Below are 19574 nucleotides of genomic sequence, written 5' to 3' on the forward strand. Positions count from 1 at the left end.
ATGGCCGCCAAGGACGTCAAATTCTCCGCCGATGCCCGCGACCGCATCCTGCGCGGCGTCGATACCCTCGCCAATGCCGTGAAGGTCACGCTGGGCCCGAAGGGCCGCAACGTCGTGATCGAGAAATCCTTCGGCGCCCCCCGCATCACCAAGGACGGCGTGTCGGTCGCCAAGGAGATCGAGCTGGCCGACCGCTTCGAGAATCTCGGCGCCCAGCTGGTGCGCGAGGTGGCGTCGAAGACCGCCGATCTGGCCGGCGACGGCACCACCACCGCCACCGTGCTGGCCCAGGCCATCGTCCGCGAGGGCGCCAAGGCGGTCGCCGCCGGGCTGAACCCGCTGGACCTCAAGCGCGGCATCGACCGCGCCGTCGCCGCGGTGATCGCCGACGTGAAGGAGCGGGCCAAGACCATCTCCACCAACGACGAGGTGGCGCAGGTCGGCACCATCTCCGCCAACGGCGAGCGCGCCATCGGCGCCATCATCGCCGAGGCGGTGTCCAAGGTCGGCAACGACGGCGTCATCACGGTGGAGGAGGCCAAGAGCCTGGAGACCGAGCTGAACGTGGTCGAAGGGCTGCAGTTCGACCGCGGCTATCTCTCGCCCTACTTCGTCACCAACGCCGAGAAGCTGGTGGTCGATTTCGACAACCCCTACATCCTGATCCACGACAGGAAGCTGTCCAGCCTGCAGCCGCTGCTGCCGGTGCTGGAGGCGGTGGTGCAGTCCTCCCGCCCGCTGCTGATCGTCGCCGAGGATGTCGAGGGCGAGGCGCTGGCGACGCTGGTGGTCAACAAGCTGCGCGGCGGGCTGAAGATCGCCGCGGTGAAGGCGCCGGGCTTCGGCGACCGCCGCAAGGCGATCCTGGAGGACATCGCCATCCTCACCAACGGGCAGGTGATCAGCGAGGACATCGGCCTCAAGCTGGAGACCGTCTCGCTGGCCGATCTCGGCACCGCCAAGCGGGTGGTGATCGCCAAGGAGGAGACGACGGTGATCGACGGCGCCGGCGGACGCGAGGCCATCGACGCCCGCATCAATCAGATCCGCGCCCAGATCGAGGAGACCACCTCGGACTACGACCGCGAGAAGCTGCAGGAGCGGCTGGCCAAGCTGTCGGGCGGCGTCGCGGTGATCCGCGTCGGCGGCTCGACCGAGGTCGAGGTGAAGGAGCGCAAGGACCGCGTGGACGACGCCGTCCACGCCACCCGCGCCGCCATCGCCGAGGGCATCGTGCCCGGCGGCGGCGTCACCCTGCTCTATGCCACCCGCGCCATCGATGCGGTGGTGCCGGTCAACGACGACGAGCGCGTCGGCATCGACATCGTGCGGCGGGCGCTTCAGGCGCCGGTGCGCCAGATCGCCGAGAATGCCGGGGCCGACGGCTCCGTCATCGTCGGCAAGCTGCTGGAGGGGGGCGACACCGCCTTCGGCTACGATGCGCAGACCGGCGAGTTCACCGACCTGCTGAAGGCCGGCATCATAGATCCGGCCAAGGTCGTTCGCATCGCCTTGCAGGACGCGGCGTCGGTCGCCGGCCTGCTGATCACCACCGAGGCGCTGATCGTCGAGCGTCCGGAACCGAAGTCCCCGGCGGCACCGGCCGGGGCCGGCGGCGGTTACGATTTCTGATCGCGACCGTCCGGGTGCCGGCGGGCGCTGCGACCAATGTTCTTCCGGCGCAGCACCCCGTCGGTATCCCGTCCTCCCGTGCCTGAAGCCGCCGCCCGTCAGCGGGTCCACGCCCCGTTTCCGGGCGGCGGCCTTTTTCGAATTCGGGCTCCGAGCCCAATTGGAGACGACGCCATGTCCCAGCCTCAGCTTTCGCGACGTTCCGTGCTGTTCCACACCCTGGCCGGGACCATGGCGCTCGCCTGCATGGCGATGTCCAGCGGGCTGGCGACTGCGGCGGAGGCTGCCGGCGAGCCGCTGTGGTTCGGGGTCAGCGGGCCGCTGACCGGTCCCAGCGCGCATTATGGCGCGCAGTGGAAAAAGGGCTTCGATCTGGCGCTCGACCAGATCAATGCCGCCGGTGGGGTGAGCGGCCGTCCCCTGCGCTATGTGTTCGAGGACAGCCAGAACGATCCGCGCCAGTCCATCGCCATCGCCCAGAAATTCGTCTCCGACCCGAAGATCCTGATCGAGCTGGGCGACTTCTCCAGTCCGGCGTCGATGGCCGCCTCGCCGATCTACCAGCGGGCCGGGCTGGTGCAGTTCGGATTCACCAATTCCCACCCCGATTTCACCAAGGGCGGCGACTTCGTCTGGAGCAATTCCATCAGCCAGGCGGAGGAGCAGCCGAACGTCGCCGATTTCGCGGTCACCTCGCTGAAGCTCAAGCGGCTGGCGGTGCTGCACCTCAACACCGACTGGGGCCGCACCAGCAAGGACATCTTCGTCAAGGCGGCGAAGGAGCGCGGGGCGGAGGTCGTCGCCACCGAAGGCTACCTGCCCGACGAGAAGGATTTCCGCTCCACCCTGGTGCGGGTGCGCGAGGCCAATCCCGACGGCATCGTGCTGATCTCCTACTACGCCGACGGGGCGGCCATCGCCCGGCAGCTGAAGCCGGTCGGCCTCAACCAGCCGGTGGTCGCGGTGGGGTCCGTCTATTCGCCGAAGTTTCTCGAACTGGGCGGCGAGGCGGTCAACGGCGTCCACACCCGTGCCAACTTCTTTCCAGCGGAACCTCGTCCGGAGGTGCAGGGCTTCGTCGCCGCCTACCGTGCGAAGTACCAGGAGGAGCCGGACGCTTTTTCCGCTTACGCCTATGACGCGGTGCTGGTGGCGCAGCGGGTGATCGAGGCCGGCGGCACCGACCGCACCGCGATCCGCGACGCCTTCCCCCGCGTGAAGGACATCCCCAGCGTCATCTTCGGCAAGGCGACCTTCAATCCGGAGACGCGCCGCGTGTCCGGCGTGCGCAACGTCAAGCTGGTGGTCAAGGACGGCGCCTTCGCCCTGTGGGACGGCAGCGTCCCCGCCGCCACCAACTGATCCGAATTCTGTAGTTTGAAAGCGATTCCGATGCTCGATCTGTTTCTCCGCTCCACCGCGCTGGTCGCCGGCACCCTGTCGCTGCTGACCGCGCTCGGCGTCGTCCAGCCGGCCTTCTCGCAGCCCGCCGATCCGGCGAAGGAGCCTGTGGTGCTCGGCGTCAGCGGCCCGCTGACCGGCCAGTATGCGCAGTATGGCGCGCAGTGGCAGCGCGGCTTCGATCTGGCGCTGGAGCAGGTGAATGCCGGCGGCGGCATCCAGGGCCGCCCGCTGCGCGTCCAGTTCGAGGACAGCCAGAGCGATCCCAAGCAGACCGTCGCCATCGCCCGCAAATTCGTCGCCGACAGCCGCATCGTCGCCGAGCTGGGCGACTTCACCAGTGCGGCGTCGATGGCGGCCTCTCCCATCTACCAGACCGGCGGGCTGGTGCAGTTCGGCTTCACCAACTCGCACCCCGACTTCACCAGGGGCGGCGATTTCGTCTGGAGCAACGCGCTCAATCAGGCGGAGGAGATGCCGGTCCTGGCCGATTACGCGGTGACGGCGCTGGGGCTGAAGCGCGTCGCCCTGCTGTTCATCAACAACGACTGGGGCCGCACCAGCAAGGACCTGTTCGCCAAGGCGGCCAGGGAGCGCGGGGCGGAGGTGGTCGGTGCCGAGGGCTATCTGGCCGACGAGAAGGATTTCCGCTCCGCCCTGGTCCGGGTGCGCGACACGAAGCCGGACGGCATCGTGCTGGTCTCCTACTATGCCGACGGCGCCCAGATCACCCGCCAGCTGCGCGAGGCCGGGCTGACCCAGCCGGTGGTAGCAGCCGGGTCGGTCTATTCGCCGAAATTCCTGGAACTGGGCGGGGCGGCGGTCGAGGGCGTCCACACCACCACCCCCTTCTTCCCCGGCGACCCGCGCCCGGAGGTCCAGACCTTCGTCAAGGCCTACAGCGCCAAATACGGGGTGGAGCCGGATGCCTATTCCAGCCGAGCCTACGACGCGCTTCTGCTGCTGGCGACGGTGTTCCGGCAGAGCGGCACCGACCGCACCGCCGTCCGCGACGGGCTCGCCACCGTCAAGGATGCGCCGAGCGTCGTCTATGGCACCGTCCGCTTCGATCCGCAGACCCGCCGCGTCGACAAGCCGCTGAGCACGCGGCTCGTCGTGAAGAACGGCGGATTTGCCTTGTGGGAGCCGGGTACGGCCAAGGTTTCGAACTGACGCCGGAAGGACCGATCATCGTGTTTCCAACCACTCTCGGCCCGTGGCTCGACTACACGATCAACGGGCTGGTCATCGGCAACATCTATGCCCTGCTGGCGGTCGGGCTGGCGCTGATCTTCGGCGTCTCGCACCTGATCAACTTCGCCCACGGCTCGGTCTACATGGTCGGCGCCTATATCGGCTGGCTGTGCGTGACCAAGCTCGCCCTGCCGCTGCCGGTGACCTTCGTCACGGTGGCCGCCGGCTGCGGGCTGCTGGGGGCGGTCATCGAGCGGGTCGGCCTGCGCCCGCTACGCAACGCCCCGCGCATCGCCCCGCTGCTCGCCACCATCGGCCTGTCGGTGGTGCTCGACCAGTCGGCGCAGCTGCTGTTCAGCCCCGACCCGCGCGCGCTGCCGACCCAGCTGCCGACTTGGCGGATCGCCATCGGCGGCGGCAGCATCGGCGCGCTCGACCTGCTGATCGCCGGGGTCGGCATCGGCAGCGCTGGGCTGCTCTACGGCTTCCTGCGCTTCACCAAGCTCGGCTGGGCGGTGCGGGCGACGGCGCTCGACCGCGATGCGGCGCAGCAGTGCGGCGTCGATGTCGACAAGGTGAACCGGACGGTGTTCGCCATAGCCTCGGCGCTGGGCGGGGTCAGCGGCCTGCTGGTCGGCATGTACTACAACACCATCGACCCCAACATGGGCTTCCAGGCCGGGCTGAAGGGCATCGTCGCCCAGCTGATCGGCGGCGTCGGCAACGTGCCGGGCGCCATCGCCGGCAGCCTGCTGCTCGGCCTGATCGAGAGCTACGGCATCGCCCTGTTCGGCACCAGCTACCGCAACCTGTTCGCCTTCGTGGCGCTGATCCTGATCCTGGTACTGAGGCCGAACGGCCTGTTCGCCCGGGCCCGCCGCTTGCCGCCGGAGCCGTTGACCGGCACCTTCATCGCCCCCAGCCGGCCGCTGGTCCTGCCGAAATGGGCGGTGTGGACGCTGGCCGCGTTGGCGCTTGCCCTGCCGCTGGTCGTGCAGCAGCCCTATCTGTTGCAGACGCTGGGCAATGCCTGGCTCTACGCCCTACTGGCGCTCAGCCTGACGCTGGTCGCCGGCACGGTCGGGCAGGTGTCGCTCGGCCATGCCGGGCTGCTCGCCATCGGCGCCTATGCCTCCTCGCTGCTGGCGCTCGATGCCGGGGTGCCGGTGCTGCTGGCGGTGCCGCTGGCCGGGCTGGTGGCGGCGGCGCTGGGCACGGCGCTGGTCTATCCGGCCTTCCGGCTGCGCGGCCATTACGTCTCCATCGCCACGCTGGCGGTGGGAGAGATCGTGACGCTGGTCATCCTCAACTGGGAGAGCCTGACCCGCGGCCCGATCGGCGTCACCGGCATCCCGCCGCTGTCGGTGGCGGGCAAGCCGCTGGTCAGCGGACAATGGGTCTATTGGGTGCCGCTGATCGTCCTGCTGGCCTTCGCCGCCCTGCAATCCCGCCTGCTGAACTCCCATCTCGGCCGCACGCTGCGGGCGATCCGCGAGGACGACGTGGCTGCGCGCTCCTACGGCGTCGACCTCAATCGCTACAAGGGGCTGGCCTTTGCCGTGGCGGGATTCATCGCCGGGGTGGGCGGCGCGCTGATGGCGCATTTCTACTCCTACATCAACCACGAGACCTTCCCGGCGCCGGTGTCGATGCTGGCGCTGACCATGGTCATCCTCGGCGGGCTCGGCAATGTCGCCGGGGCCGTGCTGGGGGCGGCGGTGTTGGTCGGGCTGCCGGAGCTGTTCCGCGCGGCGGCCGAATACCGCATGCTGATCTACGGCGTCGTCCTGCTGCTGCTGATCCGCTTCCGCCCGCAGGGCCTTCTGGGAACGGTGTGAGGACGCCATGGCAGACCAATTGAAGAACTCCCTGCCGAAGAAACCCCTGCTCGAGATCGCCGGCCTGACCCGCCGCTTCGGCGGACTGACCGCGGTCAACGGCCTGTCGCTGACGGTGGAGCCGGGCGAGCTGGTCAGCATCATCGGCCCGAACGGCGCCGGCAAGACCACCCTGTTCAACCTGATCTCCGGGCTCGACGCGCCGGATGCGGGGGCCGTCACCTTCGAGGGCGGCGACGTCACCGGCCTTTCCGCCGAGCGGCTGGCCGCCCTCGGGCTCGCCCGCAGCTTCCAGCATGGTCGGGTGTTCGGCAATCTCAGCGTGCTCGACAATGTGCTGGTCGGCGCCCACACCCGACTGCGCGCGGTGAAGCCGCAAATTCCGCTGGTGGGGCCGCTGGTCGAGCTTGCGCTGGCGCTGATCCGCCCGCCGTCGGTCCGCGCGGAGGAGGAGCGTCTGCGCGCCGAGGCAACGGAGATCGTCCGGATGTTCGGCGAGCGGCTGACCCCGCGCCTGGACAAGCCGGCGCACAGCCTGTCCTACGCCAACCGCCGCCGGGTGGAGATCGCCCGCGCGCTGGCCCTGCATCCCCGCCTGCTGCTGCTGGACGAGCCGACCGCCGGCATGAACCCGACCGAGACGGCGGAGATGCTGGAGATCATCCGCGGCCTGAAGGCGGGTGGACTGACGATCCTGCTGATCGAACACAAGCTGGATCTGGTGATGCAGCTGTCCGACCGGGTGGTGGTGATGGACCATGGCGCCCGCATCGCCGAGGGGCCGCCCGCCGCCGTCGCCGGCGATCCGGCGGTGATCGAGGCCTATCTCGGGCACAAGGCAGTGGGGGCCGCGAACCAAGACGGCCCGAACCAGGACGGCGGGCGGGATGCGGAGGGCGACGCCGCCCGCATCCTCGTGGCGCATTGAGGGGGAGCGGCGGAATGACCGACGTCTTGCTGCGGCTCGACCGCGTGAACAGCTTCTACGGGCCGGTGCAGGTCCATTTCGACCTGTCGCTGGAGGTGCCGCGCGGGCAGATCGTCTGCCTGCTGGGCGGCAACGCCAGCGGCAAATCCACCACAATGAAGGTCATCCTAGGGCTGCTGAAGCCACGCTCCGGGCAGGTGGTCTTCGATGGGCAGCCGCTGACCGGCCTGACCACGCCGCAGATCGTCCGGCGCGGCATCGGCTCCGTGCCCGAATCCCGCCGACTGTTCGGCACCATGACGGTGCGCGAGAATGTGCTGATGGGCGCCTACACCCGCAGCGATTCCAAGGCGGTGGCGGAGGATTACGACGGCGTCCTCGAGCTGTTCCCCAAGCTGCGCGAACGTCATGCCCAGCAGGCCGGCACCCTGTCGGGCGGCGAACAGCAGATGGTGGCGATGGCCCGCGCCCTGATGGGGCGTCCGCGGCTGATCGTGATGGACGAGCCGACGATGGGCCTGTCGCCCTTGCATGTCGACCGCGTGCTGGAGATGATCCAGACCATCAACCGGCAGGGCGTCAGCATCTTCATGGTGGAACAGAACGCCAGCCTCGCCCTGCAGATCGCCCACCGCGGCTATGTGCTGCAGACCGGACGCATCGTCCTGTTCGGTGCCGCCGTCGACCTTGCCCGCGATCCGCAGATCCGCGACGCCTATCTGGGTGGCGCCCAGGCCGCCTGAAACCTTCCTCCAGGGGTAGAGACCAACACGGATAACAGCCGCGCAAAGCGGTGCCCCACCATGGAGAGGACCCTTTTCCGATGACCAAGGACAGTCCCGCTTTGCCCCCCAGCGCACCCTTCGATGTGACAGACCCCGGCCCCCGCTCCCTGGCGGAGCTGGAGGCGCGGCTCGCCCGCGATCTCGACCTGCTCACCCTGCCGCCGGCCGACTGGGTGCCGGCACGGGACAGCGTTCTCGACGTCGCCATCGTCGGCGCCGGCATGGCCGGGCTGACCGCCGCCTTCGCCCTGCGCAAGGTCGGCATCTCCAACATCCGGCTGTTCGACCGGGCGCCTGCCGGCTGCGAAGGGCCGTGGGGGACCTATGCCCGCATGGAGACCCTGCGGTCGCCCAAGACGCTGACCGGTCCGGCGCTGGGCTTCGCCAACCTGACCTTCCGCGCCTGGTTCGAGGCGCAGTTCGGCCGCGCCGCCTGGGAGACGCTGTTCCGCATCCCGCGCCTGCAATGGCTGGACTACCTGACCTGGTACCGCCGCGTCACCGGTGCGCCGGTGCAGAACGACACCGCTTTGACGGGTCTCGCCGGCGATGCCGACGGCGTGACGCTCGACCTCGACGGTCCGGAGGGGCGGCAGCGGGTGCGGGCGCGCCGGGTGATCCTGGCGAACGGGCGCGACGGTCTGGGCGGCCCCTTCGTCCCGGCCTTCTGGAAGGCGGTGGACAAGCGGTTCTGGAGCCATGCCCATGAGCCCATCGACTTCGACGGTCTGAAGGGCAGGACGGTGGCGGTGCTCGGCGCCGGTGCCGGTGCAGTGGACAATGCGGCGGAGGCGCTGGAGCGGGGCGCCGCCAAGGTCTACATGCTGATCCGTCGGGCGGAGCTGCCGCGCATCAACAAGAGCCTGGGCGCCGGCCATCCCGGCATCGTGCTGGGCTTCCACACCCTGTCGGACGAGCGGCGCTGGGCCTACAACCAGTACATCGCCGACACCGGCGTGCCGGCGCCGCACAATTCCATGCTGCGCTGCTCGCGCCACCCCAACTTCTCGCTGCTGACCGGCTGTGCCGTCGAGGCCGCGCAGCCCGAGGGCGACCGTCTGGTCCTGCGCACCGGGCGCGGCACGGTGACGGTCGATCACGTCATCCTCGCCACCGGCTTCGCCCTGAATTGGGAACAGCGGCCGGAGCTGGCGGAAATTGCTCGCCACACCCTGTTGTGGCGCGACCGCTATGTCCTTCCCGGCCATGAGACCGGCGAGTTCGCCCAGCACCCCTATCTCGGCGCCGATTTCGAGTTTCTGGAACGCAGCCCCGGAGAGGCGCCCTGGCTGAACCGCGTCCACGCCTTCAACTATGCTGCGGTGCTGAGCCACGGCAAGGTGACCGGCGACATCCCCGGCATCAGCGCCGGGGCGGAGCGTCTGGCCGACAGCATCACGGCGGCGCTGTTCACCGAGGATTACGATTACCACTGGCAGCGGCTGGTCGAGTTCGAGACGCCGGAACTGCTGGGCGACGAATGGACCGAAGCGGAGGATTTCCAATGAGCGCCACCAGCAGCGCCACCGCCGACGGGGCAGCCCCGGTCACCCCCGACCTGATCGACCGGCTGGCCGGCCTGTCCGACGCCTCCCCGCTGCTGGCCCTGCGCGCCCGCCGGGCGGAAATCCGCGCCCGCACCCAGGCGGCGCACGATGCCCTGCTGGCGCCGCGGCGGCCCGGCCTGTTTCCGGCCGCCGAGCGCGCCGCGGTGGCCGAACGCATCGCGGCGCTGGCCGGCAACGACGCGCTCGCCGCCCATTACCGCGGGCTTGCCGCCGGCACCGAGGCCCGCCCGGCCCTGGTCGCCCATGCGGAGCGGGTCACCCGGTCCCCGCGCGACTCCCGGCCGGAGCATCTGGGCGCGCTGGAGGCGGCGGGGCTGGATGCGCACGGCATCGTCGCGCTGTCGCAACTGATCGCACTGGTGAACTATCAGGTCCGCCTGCTGGCCGGTCTGCGGGCGCTGGCGGGGGATGCGGCGGTGGCGGCGGAAGAGTCGTCCGGCCCGCTGCCCACCGGGGCACCGGTGCCGGTCGATGCGGACATCGGCTTCACCACCGACGTGCTGGACTGGAAGCCCTGGCTGACGCCTGTGGTGCTGGAGGATGCGACGGAGGAGCAGCGGCTCGCCCTGGCGGTGACGCCGTCCAACATCGCCATCGGCGCCTATTCGCTGGTGCTGGCGCATGAGCCGGAATCGCTTCTTCACCGCACGCCGCTGTTCAACGGCATCATGTACGCCCCGCGCGGCCTGCCCCGGGCCGAGCGCGAGTTCGCGACCGCCGTGGAATCGGTGCTGAACGGCTGTGTCTATTGCGCCTCTGTCCATGCCCGCCGCTTCGTCGAGCTGACCGGCGGCAGGGACGCGGTCGATCTGCTGTTCGCGCAGGGAATTTCCGGCCAGGACGATCCGCGCCGGCAGGCTATCGCCCAGGCCGCCGCCCGCCTGACCGCCACGCCGGCCGCCCTGACGGCGGAGGATGTCGCAACGCTTCGCCGGGCCGGAGTGGAGGACGGCGAGATCTTGGATCTCGTCCTGGCGGTCGCGATCTTCGCCTGGGCCAACCGCCTGATGCTGAGCCTGGGCGAGGCCGTGCGCTGAACGGAGCCTTGGCCGGACCGAAAGGCCTGTCCGCAGCGGCGGTCAGGCCTTTCACCGGGCATCCGCGGCGGCCACCACACCTCTCGCCTGGAGACGGCCATCGGGAAAGCCGCGGGCCTCATCACCGCCTCCGCCTCCGGCGCCGAGCAGCAAGTCGATCTTGTCGCGCAGGGCCAGCAGCGCCGACCGGTCCTTCTCCGCCAGATCCGCCGCCGTGTCGATCCGGTCCAGCTGGCGGGCACAGCGCCGCACCGCCGATAGAGCGCGCGGGACTGCCGGCAGCGCCTCGCGCCGCATCCGCCGTGCCTGCCGCACGGTGAGCGCTCCGCCCGCCGCCTGCCGCCACAGCTCCGCCTGCGCCGCCGCGTCGCGCACCCGCGCGATCTCCACCAGCAGCGAGCGCGACACCAGCCGCCGCGCCTGCGGGTATTCCGCTTTGATCCAGTCCGGCAGCCGGTTCAGGCCCAGCATGTCGCCGATCCAGCTCGTGCTGCGCCCGACCAGCCGGGCCAGCGCTTCGCGTCCCCAGCCCAGCCCCACCAGCCGCTGGAGCGCTTCGGCCAGTTCCAGCGCGTCCAGTCCCTGGCGCTGCATGTTCTCCACCAGAGACAGCACCGCGGCTCCTTCGTTGGTCACCGGCACCGCCTGCACGCCGGCCCAGCCCAGCGCCTGCATCGCGCGCAGCCGCCTTGCGCCGGCCAGCAGTTCGTAACGCCCATTCCCCAGCGGACGGACCACGATGGGCTGCAACAGCCCGAACTCTTCGATGGATCGGGCGAGCGAATCTAACCCGTCGTCGTCGATGCGGCGGCGGGCATGGCTGTCTGGCACGGCGATGGCGGCGACGGCGATGCATGCGGCGTCGCCCATGGCGGCAAGGCTCATGGCTCACAAACTCCTGGGGCGCAGGGGAGTTTGCGGGCGCAGCTGGCCCGCTGGCGACGACGAAACTGCCGATTTTAAGGCATATTGTCAATGAAAAGGAATTAAATCTTATGAATTAGCGACCTCATCATGCCTGCCGAAGTCGTGCGTTTGTCGATTCCTGATTTTAGCACATGACCGACCGCGTGCCTTCCGTGGAAGCCATGGCCCATGGTCTGCAATTGAATATAATTTTCATAATATATCTTATATGTTTTTGTCGTTTAAGCGGGGCAGGTTCTATTCTGAGGTGCAACTTTCCCGTTGTCCGGGTCCGCGGCCGGCAGCAGATGCCTATCAACTCTTCATGTTATGCGACGTCGCATAAGCTCGGCGACCTCAGGCGAGTGGGTGCGGGCGCAGGTCGGCGCGGGTCAGGGCGTTGGTGGGGGGACGGCACGCTGGCCTGGCAGCGGCATCGTTATGCACATGCCGTTTGGTCTGCGCGCATCACCCGGGCGATGCGATGACAGCTACGAACCACCCCCATGGGACATGGAGAGTAGGTGGAGCGGTGGTGTCGTCCTCCGTCAGAGGTCGACGTAATCGATCCGCCGCATCACCTGGGCGATGGACCGTGCGACGGCCGCCACCTTGGGATCGTTGACGCCGGTCCGATAGCAGATGAAAAGCCGCCCGTTCTCCACCGGGGGATCGGACGCCACCAGTTGGACCTGGCCCAGCGCAAGGAACCGCTGCGCCATCGGGATGGGAAGCAGCCCGGCGCCGACCCCGCCGGCCACCAGTTCCGCGATCACCGCGACGCTGGTGCAGGTGCTGAGACGGCTGGGAAAGAGGCCCGCGGTCGCGAACCAGCTGCTGATCTGCCGGTGCATGGCCGACGGCGGAGGGTTGGAGAAGACCGGCTGCGCCCACAGATCCCGCGGCGTCAGCGGACCAGCCTGCCCCCAGGATTTCGGAACGACCCAGCTCGTCGGCTGGGCGCCGAGCGGCTGGAGATGGAGCTGCTCGTCGCCGATCGGGTTGAGCAGAACCGCCACGTCCAGCGCATCGCGCAGCAGGGCGCTCTCCAGCGTGGTGCTGGTCGACACCACCCAGTCCGGCTGCAGCGCCGGATGATCCTCCTGAAGCCCGGCCAGCAGCGGCGAGAGGCAGGTGACGGCGAAGCCCTCGGCCAACCCGACCCGGACGCGGCCGGCGACGGTGCGGGATTCGTCCTGTCCACCGATGGCCTGCAGCTCCGTCATGATCGCTGAGACCCGCGGCAGCAGCAGGCGTCCTTCCGGCGTCAGCCGCAAACCCCGCCCCGTCCGTTCGAACACGTCGGTTCCCAGCGCGTCGCGCAGATCCTTCAGGCGCAGCGACAGGGTGGGCTGCGCCAGGTTGAGGTGCTCGGCCGCCCGCTGCGCCGAGCCCAGCTGCGCGGTCCAGAAGAAAGCCTCCAGTTGCGCGACGGTGATCCGCATGGCCGGTTTCTAATATCAGTTTTCCCAATATCAGATGTTAAGAACATCCTATTTGATTATCAATGTCAATGAACGGACACTGTTGGTCATCAAAGCAAAACGTTGCGCAAAGCGTGGCGAAGTCCGCGCAATCCGGAGGAAACCAGGATGAAAGAGCGATCCGACGTCATCGCCAAGGTGGGATGGCGAATCCTGCCGATTTTGATGGTCTGCTATTTCGCGGCCTTTCTCGACCGGGTGAACATCGGCTTCGCCGCGTTGACCATGAACCAGGATCTGGGCTTCTCGGCGTCGGCCTTCGGCTTCGGCGCCGGCATCTTCTTCCTCGGCTACGTGCTGTGCGAGGTTCCCAGCAACCTGCTGCTGGTGCGCTACGGCGCGCGGCTGTGGATCGCCCGCATCCTGATCACCTGGGGGCTGCTCTCGGCGGCGACCGCCCTGGTCTGGAGCCCCGGCAGCTTCTATCTGGTGCGCATCCTGCTGGGCGCCGCCGAGGCCGGCTTCTTTCCGGGCATGATCTTCTACATGACGCTGTGGTTCCCGCGGGAATACCGCGCCCGCATGTTCGGAACCTTCAACATCGCCGTGCCGCTGTCGTCGGTCATCGGCGCGCCGGCCTCCGGCCTGATCATCGAGCATCTGAACGGCTGGAACGGTCTGGCCGGCTGGCAGTGGATGTTCATCCTGGAAGCCATGCCCGCCATCGTCATGGGTGTGGTCGTCGCCCTCTTCCTGCCATCCTCGCCGGAGAAGGCCGGCTTCCTGGCCGAGGACGAGCGCCGCTGGCTATACGCCCGGCTGGAGGCCGAGCGCGCGGCCCAGGAGAGGACGGAACGCTTCACCGTCGGCCGCGCCGTCCGCGATCCGCGTGTCCTGCTGATGTGCCTGATCGCAGTCGGCCTCGTCATGGGCACCACGGGCATCGCCATCTGGATGCCGCAGTTCGTCAAGGCCTTCGGCCTCAGCACAGTGCAGACCGGCTTCGTCGCCGCCATCCCCTCCGCCTTCATGGCGTTGGCCATGCTGCTGGTCGGCCGCCATGCCGACCGCACCGGCGAGCGGGTCTGGCACGCGGCAGGGCCGTTCCTGGTCAGCGCCGCCGGCTTCGTCCTCGCAGCCCTCAGCAGCGATCCGCTGATCGGGCTGATCGGGCTGACCATCGGGGCGGCCGGCATCGGCGGCGCCTCGCCCAACATCTGGATCTTCCCGACCACCCTCCTGACCGGCACCGCCGCCGCGGCCGGGATCGCGCTGATCAACTCTGTCGGCAGCACCGGCGGCTTTTTCGGCCCCACCATCATCGGCTGGGTGCGGGACGCCACCGGCGGCTTCGCCGGCGCGCAGCTGGTCCTCGCCGGCGCCATGGCGCTGACGGCCTGCGCGATCCTGCTGCTCGGCCATCTGATGCGCGACATGATGCGCGGCGGCATCGTGCCCGCATCGCGGTCCGCCCGGGACAACGCACAGGAAAGCAAGGCATGAGCATCGCCGCAGTCTGCCTTCATCATCTGGTCGCCCCGCTGCCCGAGGTCATCGGCAACGCGCTGGTGTCCTTCGACCGCCGCGAGAGCCTGTTCGTCGAGATCGTGGACCGCCACGGCCGTTCCGGCTGGGGCGAGGCCTGGCACACCCCGGCCGCCGAGCGCGCCACCATCGCCGCGCGTCTGGCCCCGCGCCTGCTCGGGCAGGACCCCCAGCAGATCGGCCGGCTCTGGCAGGAGATGCGCGAAGCTGCCGGCGGGGCGATGGGGGCCGTCGCCGCCATCGACATGGCGCTGCACGATCTTGCGGCGCGCCAGCGCGGCATTCCGGTCAGCACGCTGCTGGGCGGCGCCCTGCGGAACCGGGTGGCCGCCTATGCCAGCGGCCCCTTCTTCAAGCCCGGCGGCCATCCCTACCGCGAGTTCGAACGCGAGGTGGAGGGCTATCTCCGGGCGGGCTTCAAGGCGGTCAAGCTGCGCAGCGGCTTCGCCCCGGCGGACGATGCGGCCATCGTCAACACCGTCCGGCAGATGATGGGGCCGGACGGCACGCTGATGCTGGATTTCAACCAGTCCTATGCGCCGCGGGCGGCACTGGCCGCCGTATCGAACATGCGGGAGGCCGGCCTGCTCTGGGTGGAGGAGCCCACGGTTCCGGGCGACCTGCAAGGATACCGCATGCTGTCCGGCCGGATGACGCCCGCCCTGGCCGGCGGAGAGACCTTCACGGACGCCCGTGCCTTCCGCCCCTTCCTGGAGGCCGGCTGCATGGATGTGCTGCAACCGGACATCGCCGTCTGCGGCGGGCTGACCGGCGTCGGACGGGTGGCGGCCCTGGCGGAGCTGTACGACCGGCCGGTCGTTCCCCATGTCTGGGGCGGCATTGTCAACTTCCAGGCGGCGCTGCACCTGACCGCGACCCTGCCCGCGCTGCGCAGCGGCGGCGCTGCCGGAGGCTATCCGTTCCTGGAATTCGATGCCGGACCCAACCCGCTGCTGGACCTCTGCGGCCGTCCCGCCGTCAACAACGACGGGACCGTCACGGTGCCGGACGGTCCGGGCTTCGGCATCGATCTGAACGCCGACATGCTGGCACCCTTCGTCGTCGCACGGCAGGACGTGACGGCACTATAGTCCCCCAGGGTGCGGTTGATCGGCGTCGTCGGTCAGGCAGGCTGGTTCCGACAGAGGTTCATTCAGAAGAAGGCCGCGGTCGGCAGCGGGGTCCCGTTGACCGCATGATCGCCGATCGCCCGCGCCTTGTAGGCATTCGGATTGTGTGACGAGAGGGTGCGGATGTTCCGCCAGTGGCGGTCCAGACGGTTGCCGGCCCGGATGGCGGAGGCGCCGCCGACCTCGAACAGGCGGGTCGCCGCATCGAGAGCCAGTTCGTCCACCATCACCTTCGACTTCGCGGTGCGCAGTGCCGCCTCGACGAAAAGCGCCTGATCGGGAGGCCCGACTACGGCGGAGCGGAAAGCGGCATCCAGCGCGTCGACCGCCCTGAGCACCGCGGCCTCGGCGACATAGGCGGCGCTCGACAGCCGGCCGACGACCTGCTGCAGCAACGGGTCGTCGGCCGGACGGGCGGCGACGGCGTGGTAGTAGTTTCGCTCGCGCCCCGCCACCAGTGCCGCGGCATCCGCCACCACGGCACGCAGGATGCCGGCGACGATGGCGGTCAGGTAGAGCTGCGCGAAGGTTGCCCGGAAGGGCAGCCGCACATCCTCGTCGGCGCCGAACAGCACGTCGTCCCGCGACACCGGCACCCGTGACAGGACCGTCGTGCCGCTGGCGGTCAGCCGCTGGCCGATGCCGTCCCAGTCGTCGTCGACGGTCACCCCTTCACTGCTGGTCGGCACGAAGGCCGACGCCGTCCTGCCGTCCGGCGTCCGCGCATTCACCAGGATGAAGTCGGAATAGAAGTTGCCGGTGCTGTAGTATTTCCGTCCATTCAGCACGTAGCCGGTCCCGGACGGTTCGAGGCGGGTGTCGCCGTCGTTCAGCCCGATGTTCTGGATGCCGAGTTCGCTGACGCCGAGGCCGATGATACGGCCGTCGCGCACATGGCCGAGCCAGCGCGCGTATTTCGGATTGTCCGCGGTGCGCAGCGCCTTCTCCACGAAGGCGAAATGGTTGCGCAAAATATGGGGGATGTTGGAATCGGCCTCGGCAAGGTCGAGCACCAGTTCGAACAGGTCGGTCAGCGATGCCCCGCCGCCGCCGTCCTGCCGCGGCAGCCGGAAGGCGCCGAGACGGGCCGCGCGCAGCAGATCGATCGCCTCGCCTGCCCTCCCCTCGCCGCGGTCACGGGCCTCGGCCCCTGCGGCGATGGCTTCGACCAGTCGGCGCAGCGCGGGCGAACCGGGTCCGGGGACCTCGGCCTCGCCGATCCCGGGCTCGCCGTGGCGCGGGCCGGTCCTGTCGATAACGGTCATTGTCGTCTCCACTATGTCGACCCGGTGCGGATCAGATCTTGGTGTTGATCGGAGGCAGCGCGCCGGTGAGGTAGAAGTTGCCGATTGCCTTGGCCTTGTAGGCCACCGGATCGTGGGTGGTATGGGTGCGCGCATTGCGCCAGTGGCGGTCGAGGTTGAGCGCCCGCGAGGTGGCGGATGCCCCGCCGATCCGGTAGAGCATCTCGCTCACCTTCACCGACGCCTCGCTGGCGGCGAACTTCGCCTCGGCGACGGCGACCGAGGCCTCGCCGAGCAGCCGGTCGGCGGCGCCGTCGCGATGGAACAGGCGGACCGCCTCGTCCAGAACCGCCGCGGCGCGTCCGACCAGCGCCTCGGCGCCATGGGCCAGGACCGCCATCTCGCCGACGGTGTACTGGACGTAAGGGTCCTCGACCGCAAGCCCGACCCCGGCCTCGGGCAGCGGACGGGCATGGGTCCGCCCATAGACGACGGCGTCCTCCAGCGCCGCCAGCGCGATCCCGGTGTCGAGGGCCGAATGCAGAAGCTGGGCGAAAGCGCCTTCGTAGGTGCGGCGGCGGCCGTAATCGGGGATCGGCATGACCTCGCCCTCGTCGAGCCGGACATTCTCGAAGATCATGGTGCCACTCGCCGTCGTTCGCTGCCCCATCCCGTCCCAATCGTCGATGACGGTGACGCCTGCGCGGTCGACCGGAACCACCGCCGCCGCCCGGCCACCCTCCAGCAGAGCCGTGACCAGGGTGAATTCGGCGAACAGGCTGCCGGTCGTGTAGTATTTGCGCCCGTCGAGCCGATAGCCGCCGCCGTCGGAGACGATCCGCGTCGCCATGTCGCCGATGCGGGTGCCGCCGCGCTCCGCCGCCGCGTTGCCGTTGAGCCGCCGGCCGTCCAGCAGCAGGCCGAAATAGCGCCGCTTCTGCGCATCGCTGCCGTAGATGCGGATCTTCTCGACATTGGGAAAGGTCGCGGCGGCGGACTGCGCGATGTTCGGATCGCCCTTCGACAGGTTGACGATGATCCGGGCGAACTCGCCCATGCTCACCTCCGGCCCGCCATAGGCGGCCGGCACGCGGGCCGCCAACACGCCGCTGCGCGCCAGCTCGGAAATCTCCTCGAACGGCATCCGGCGTTCGAGGTCGCGGGCAGCGGCGCCCGTGGCGAAGCGCCGGCCGAATTCGGCCGACAGTTCGACGAGCGCGGCGCGGTCGCGTACGGGGGGGCCGCTCATCGCTCGATCCACACGTTCTTCAACGACGAGATCGCGCCGTCCGGGGTCGTGTTGATGCCGTGGACCTTGCGGTTGTAGAAGGTGAAGTGCTGCATGTCGAACAGCGGCACCAGCGGCAGGTCGTTCATCGCCTGACGCTGGAGGTCGTGGAACAGGAGCTTCCGCTTGTCCGCATCGCTCTCGACGCGGATCGCCTCGATGATGCCGTCCATCGCCGGGCTGGAATAGCTGGACGCGTTGACGTAAGGGACGCCCGGCGCCTGGGCCTTGGTCCAGTAAAGCCGGAACAGCCCCATCTGCGGATCGATCAGCGGCGAAATCTGCAACAGGTTGAGATCGAAGCTGTAGTCCTTGTAGACCTTGCGCAGGTAGGTCGGATCGTCCGTGCTGTTCAGCTTCGCGTCGATGCCGACGGCCTTCAGGTTCTGCCGGATGAACTCGGCCGAATGGGAGGTCACGTCGCCGACCGCGGTGAAGTCGAGGTTGAGCGCGAAGCGGATGCCGTCGGCCTTGCGTGGATAGCCACCCTCGTCGAGCAGCCGGTTCGCCGCCGCAACGTCGAAGTCATAGCGCTGGACGTCCGACGTGTAGAATGTCTTGACGCTGGCCGGAATCGGTCCGGTCGACGGCTTACCCAGCCCGTACCACACGGTTTCCACCAGCTTCGCCTTGTCGACCGCATGGGCGACCGCCTTGCGGACCTTGTCGTTCGCCAGGATCGGGTTCCGCAGGTTGAATTCCAGGATGTAGAACTGCGAATGGTAATCGTAGCCGCGCGTCTCGAACCGCAGGTTCGGATCCTTGCGCAGCCTGGCGACGTCGCCGAACGGCACCGCGTCGTAGGGTGCGTACTGCACCTCCCCGGTTTCCAGCGCCGCGGCGCGGCTCGCGGTGTCGGGGATAGCCTTGAAGATGACCCGGTCGAGATAGGGTTTGCCCTCGTCCCAATAGTCCGGATTGCGCTCCAGCTCGACATACTGGCCCTTCTTCCAGTCCTTGAAGCGGAAGGGACCGGTGCCGACCGGCCGGGAGGTGGCCGGGTTGGTCTGGATCGGCGCACCCTCGAAGACATGCTTCGGCAGGATCTGGGATTCCGCCGCGTTCAAGGCGCTCAGGATCACCAGCGACGGTGCGGAGAGGCGGAAGACGGCGGTGTATCTGTCCGGCGTCTCGACGTCCTGCAGCGACGCGAAGGTCAGCCGCCCGCGCGGGTGCGTCTTCTTCCACACCTCCAGCGCACTGAACTTCACGTCATCCGAGGTGAACTCGACCCCGTCATGCCATTTGACGCCGTGACGCAGTTTGAAGGTGATCGACAGCCCGTCGGGCGCGACCTCCCAGCTTTCGGCGAGGCTCGGCCGGACCGAGAGATCCTCGGCATAGCTCAGCAGCCCGTCATACACGTTCGTCGACAGGGCGGCGTTGGCATACTGGTTGTTGAAGGCGGTGGTGAGGACGGACGGCTGCGGCTCGATCGTGGCGATCAGCGTACCGCCGCGTACCGGCGCCGCGGCCTGCTGCGCCCCGGCCTGGAGCGGGAGCGCCGCCAGTCCGAAGGCCAGGGCGGCAAGGGCGAACGGACGGACGAATGGGCGCGCGGCGGGGCGCCCACGGACGAGGACCATGGTCGATTCCTTCTGGATTGGGCGGTGTAAAAGTCTGGGTGTGAAAGTCTGGTGTTGCGGGACCGGCA

General features: G+C 68.9%; 15 protein-coding genes. 10 read left to right on the forward strand and 5 right to left on the reverse strand.

The annotated features are described in order from the left end of the window. The 8 genes from groL to JN22_RS29060 all read left to right on the forward strand — a co-directional run bounded on the left by groL (position 1) and on the right by JN22_RS29060 (position 10383). Positions 1-1632 carry a chaperonin GroEL gene (gene groL, locus JN22_RS29025; protein WP_085557409.1) on the forward strand — a complete coding sequence of 544 codons (1632 nt, stop codon included), beginning with the start codon at positions 1-3 and terminating at the stop codon, positions 1630-1632. A gap of 174 nt (positions 1633-1806) precedes the next feature. Then, a complete protein-coding gene (locus JN22_RS29030) occupies positions 1807-2994 on the forward strand; it encodes an ABC transporter substrate-binding protein (RefSeq protein ID WP_085557410.1) in 1188 nt (395 codons plus the stop codon). 30 nt (positions 2995-3024) lie between these two features. Beyond that, a complete protein-coding gene (locus JN22_RS29035) occupies positions 3025-4206 on the forward strand; it encodes an ABC transporter substrate-binding protein (protein WP_085557411.1) in 1182 nt (393 codons plus the stop codon). Positions 4207-4226: 20 nt separating this feature from the next. After that, a complete protein-coding gene (locus tag JN22_RS29040) occupies positions 4227-6065 on the forward strand; it encodes an ABC transporter permease (RefSeq protein WP_085557592.1) in 1839 nt (612 codons plus the stop codon). Positions 6066-6072: 7 nt separating this feature from the next. Continuing rightward, entirely contained in the window at positions 6073-6993 is a 921-nt protein-coding gene (locus JN22_RS29045) for an ABC transporter ATP-binding protein (RefSeq protein ID WP_085557412.1), read from the forward strand. 14 nt (positions 6994-7007) lie between these two features. Then, positions 7008-7736 (forward strand): ABC transporter ATP-binding protein, encoded by a 729-nt coding sequence (locus JN22_RS29050; RefSeq protein WP_085557413.1) that lies wholly within the window; start codon positions 7008-7010, stop codon positions 7734-7736. Between the two features lie 80 nt (positions 7737-7816). Beyond that, positions 7817-9286 carry an NAD(P)-binding domain-containing protein gene (locus JN22_RS29055; protein WP_085557414.1) on the forward strand — a complete coding sequence of 490 codons (1470 nt, stop codon included), beginning with the start codon at positions 7817-7819 and terminating at the stop codon, positions 9284-9286. After that, positions 9283-10383: a peroxidase-related enzyme gene (locus tag JN22_RS29060; protein WP_085557415.1), complete on the forward strand. Its 1101-nt coding sequence runs from the start codon at positions 9283-9285 to the stop codon at positions 10381-10383. Before JN22_RS29055 ends, JN22_RS29060 begins: the two co-directional genes overlap by 4 nt. Before the next feature lie 51 nt (positions 10384-10434). Here the strand turns inward: JN22_RS29060 and JN22_RS29065 are convergent, their stop codons facing one another. Next, complete coding sequence (locus JN22_RS29065; protein ID WP_085557416.1) at positions 10435-11268, reverse strand: ParB/RepB/Spo0J family partition protein; 834 nt, start codon at positions 11266-11268, stop codon at positions 10435-10437. 569 nt (positions 11269-11837) lie between these two features. Next, a complete protein-coding gene (locus tag JN22_RS29070; RefSeq protein WP_085557417.1) occupies positions 11838-12734 on the reverse strand; it encodes a LysR family transcriptional regulator in 897 nt (298 codons plus the stop codon). 147 nt (positions 12735-12881) lie between these two features. Here JN22_RS29070 and JN22_RS29075 point away from each other — a divergent pair, with 147 nt between their 5' ends. Further along, the gene (locus JN22_RS29075) at positions 12882-14216 is read left to right on the forward strand and encodes an MFS transporter (RefSeq protein WP_085557418.1); all 1335 of its coding nucleotides are present in this window, start codon (positions 12882-12884) and stop codon (positions 14214-14216) included. Further along, a complete protein-coding gene (locus JN22_RS29080; protein ID WP_085557419.1) occupies positions 14213-15349 on the forward strand; it encodes a mandelate racemase/muconate lactonizing enzyme family protein in 1137 nt (378 codons plus the stop codon). The genes JN22_RS29075 and JN22_RS29080 overlap by 4 nt, the downstream gene beginning before the upstream one ends. Positions 15350-15411: 62 nt before the next feature. Here the strand turns inward: JN22_RS29080 and JN22_RS29085 are convergent, their stop codons facing one another. The 3 genes from JN22_RS29085 to JN22_RS29095 are packed head-to-tail and all read right to left on the reverse strand — an operon-like array spanning position 15412 to position 19506. After that, complete coding sequence (locus JN22_RS29085) at positions 15412-16653, reverse strand: acyl-CoA dehydrogenase family protein (protein ID WP_085557420.1); 1242 nt, start codon at positions 16651-16653, stop codon at positions 15412-15414. Positions 16654-16684: 31 nt separating this feature from the next. Beyond that, positions 16685-17881, reverse strand: coding sequence for an acyl-CoA dehydrogenase family protein (locus JN22_RS29090; RefSeq protein ID WP_085557421.1), 1197 nt, complete (start codon positions 17879-17881; stop codon positions 16685-16687). After that, positions 17878-19506, reverse strand: coding sequence for an ABC transporter substrate-binding protein (locus JN22_RS29095; protein WP_085557422.1), 1629 nt, complete (start codon positions 19504-19506; stop codon positions 17878-17880). Before JN22_RS29095 ends, JN22_RS29090 begins: the two co-directional genes overlap by 4 nt. Positions 19507-19574: the final 68 nt, after the last annotated feature.

The sequence above is a fragment of the Azospirillum agricola genome, from assembly GCF_020005195.1.
GTDB classification, from domain to species: domain Bacteria; phylum Pseudomonadota; class Alphaproteobacteria; order Azospirillales; family Azospirillaceae; genus Azospirillum; species Azospirillum agricola.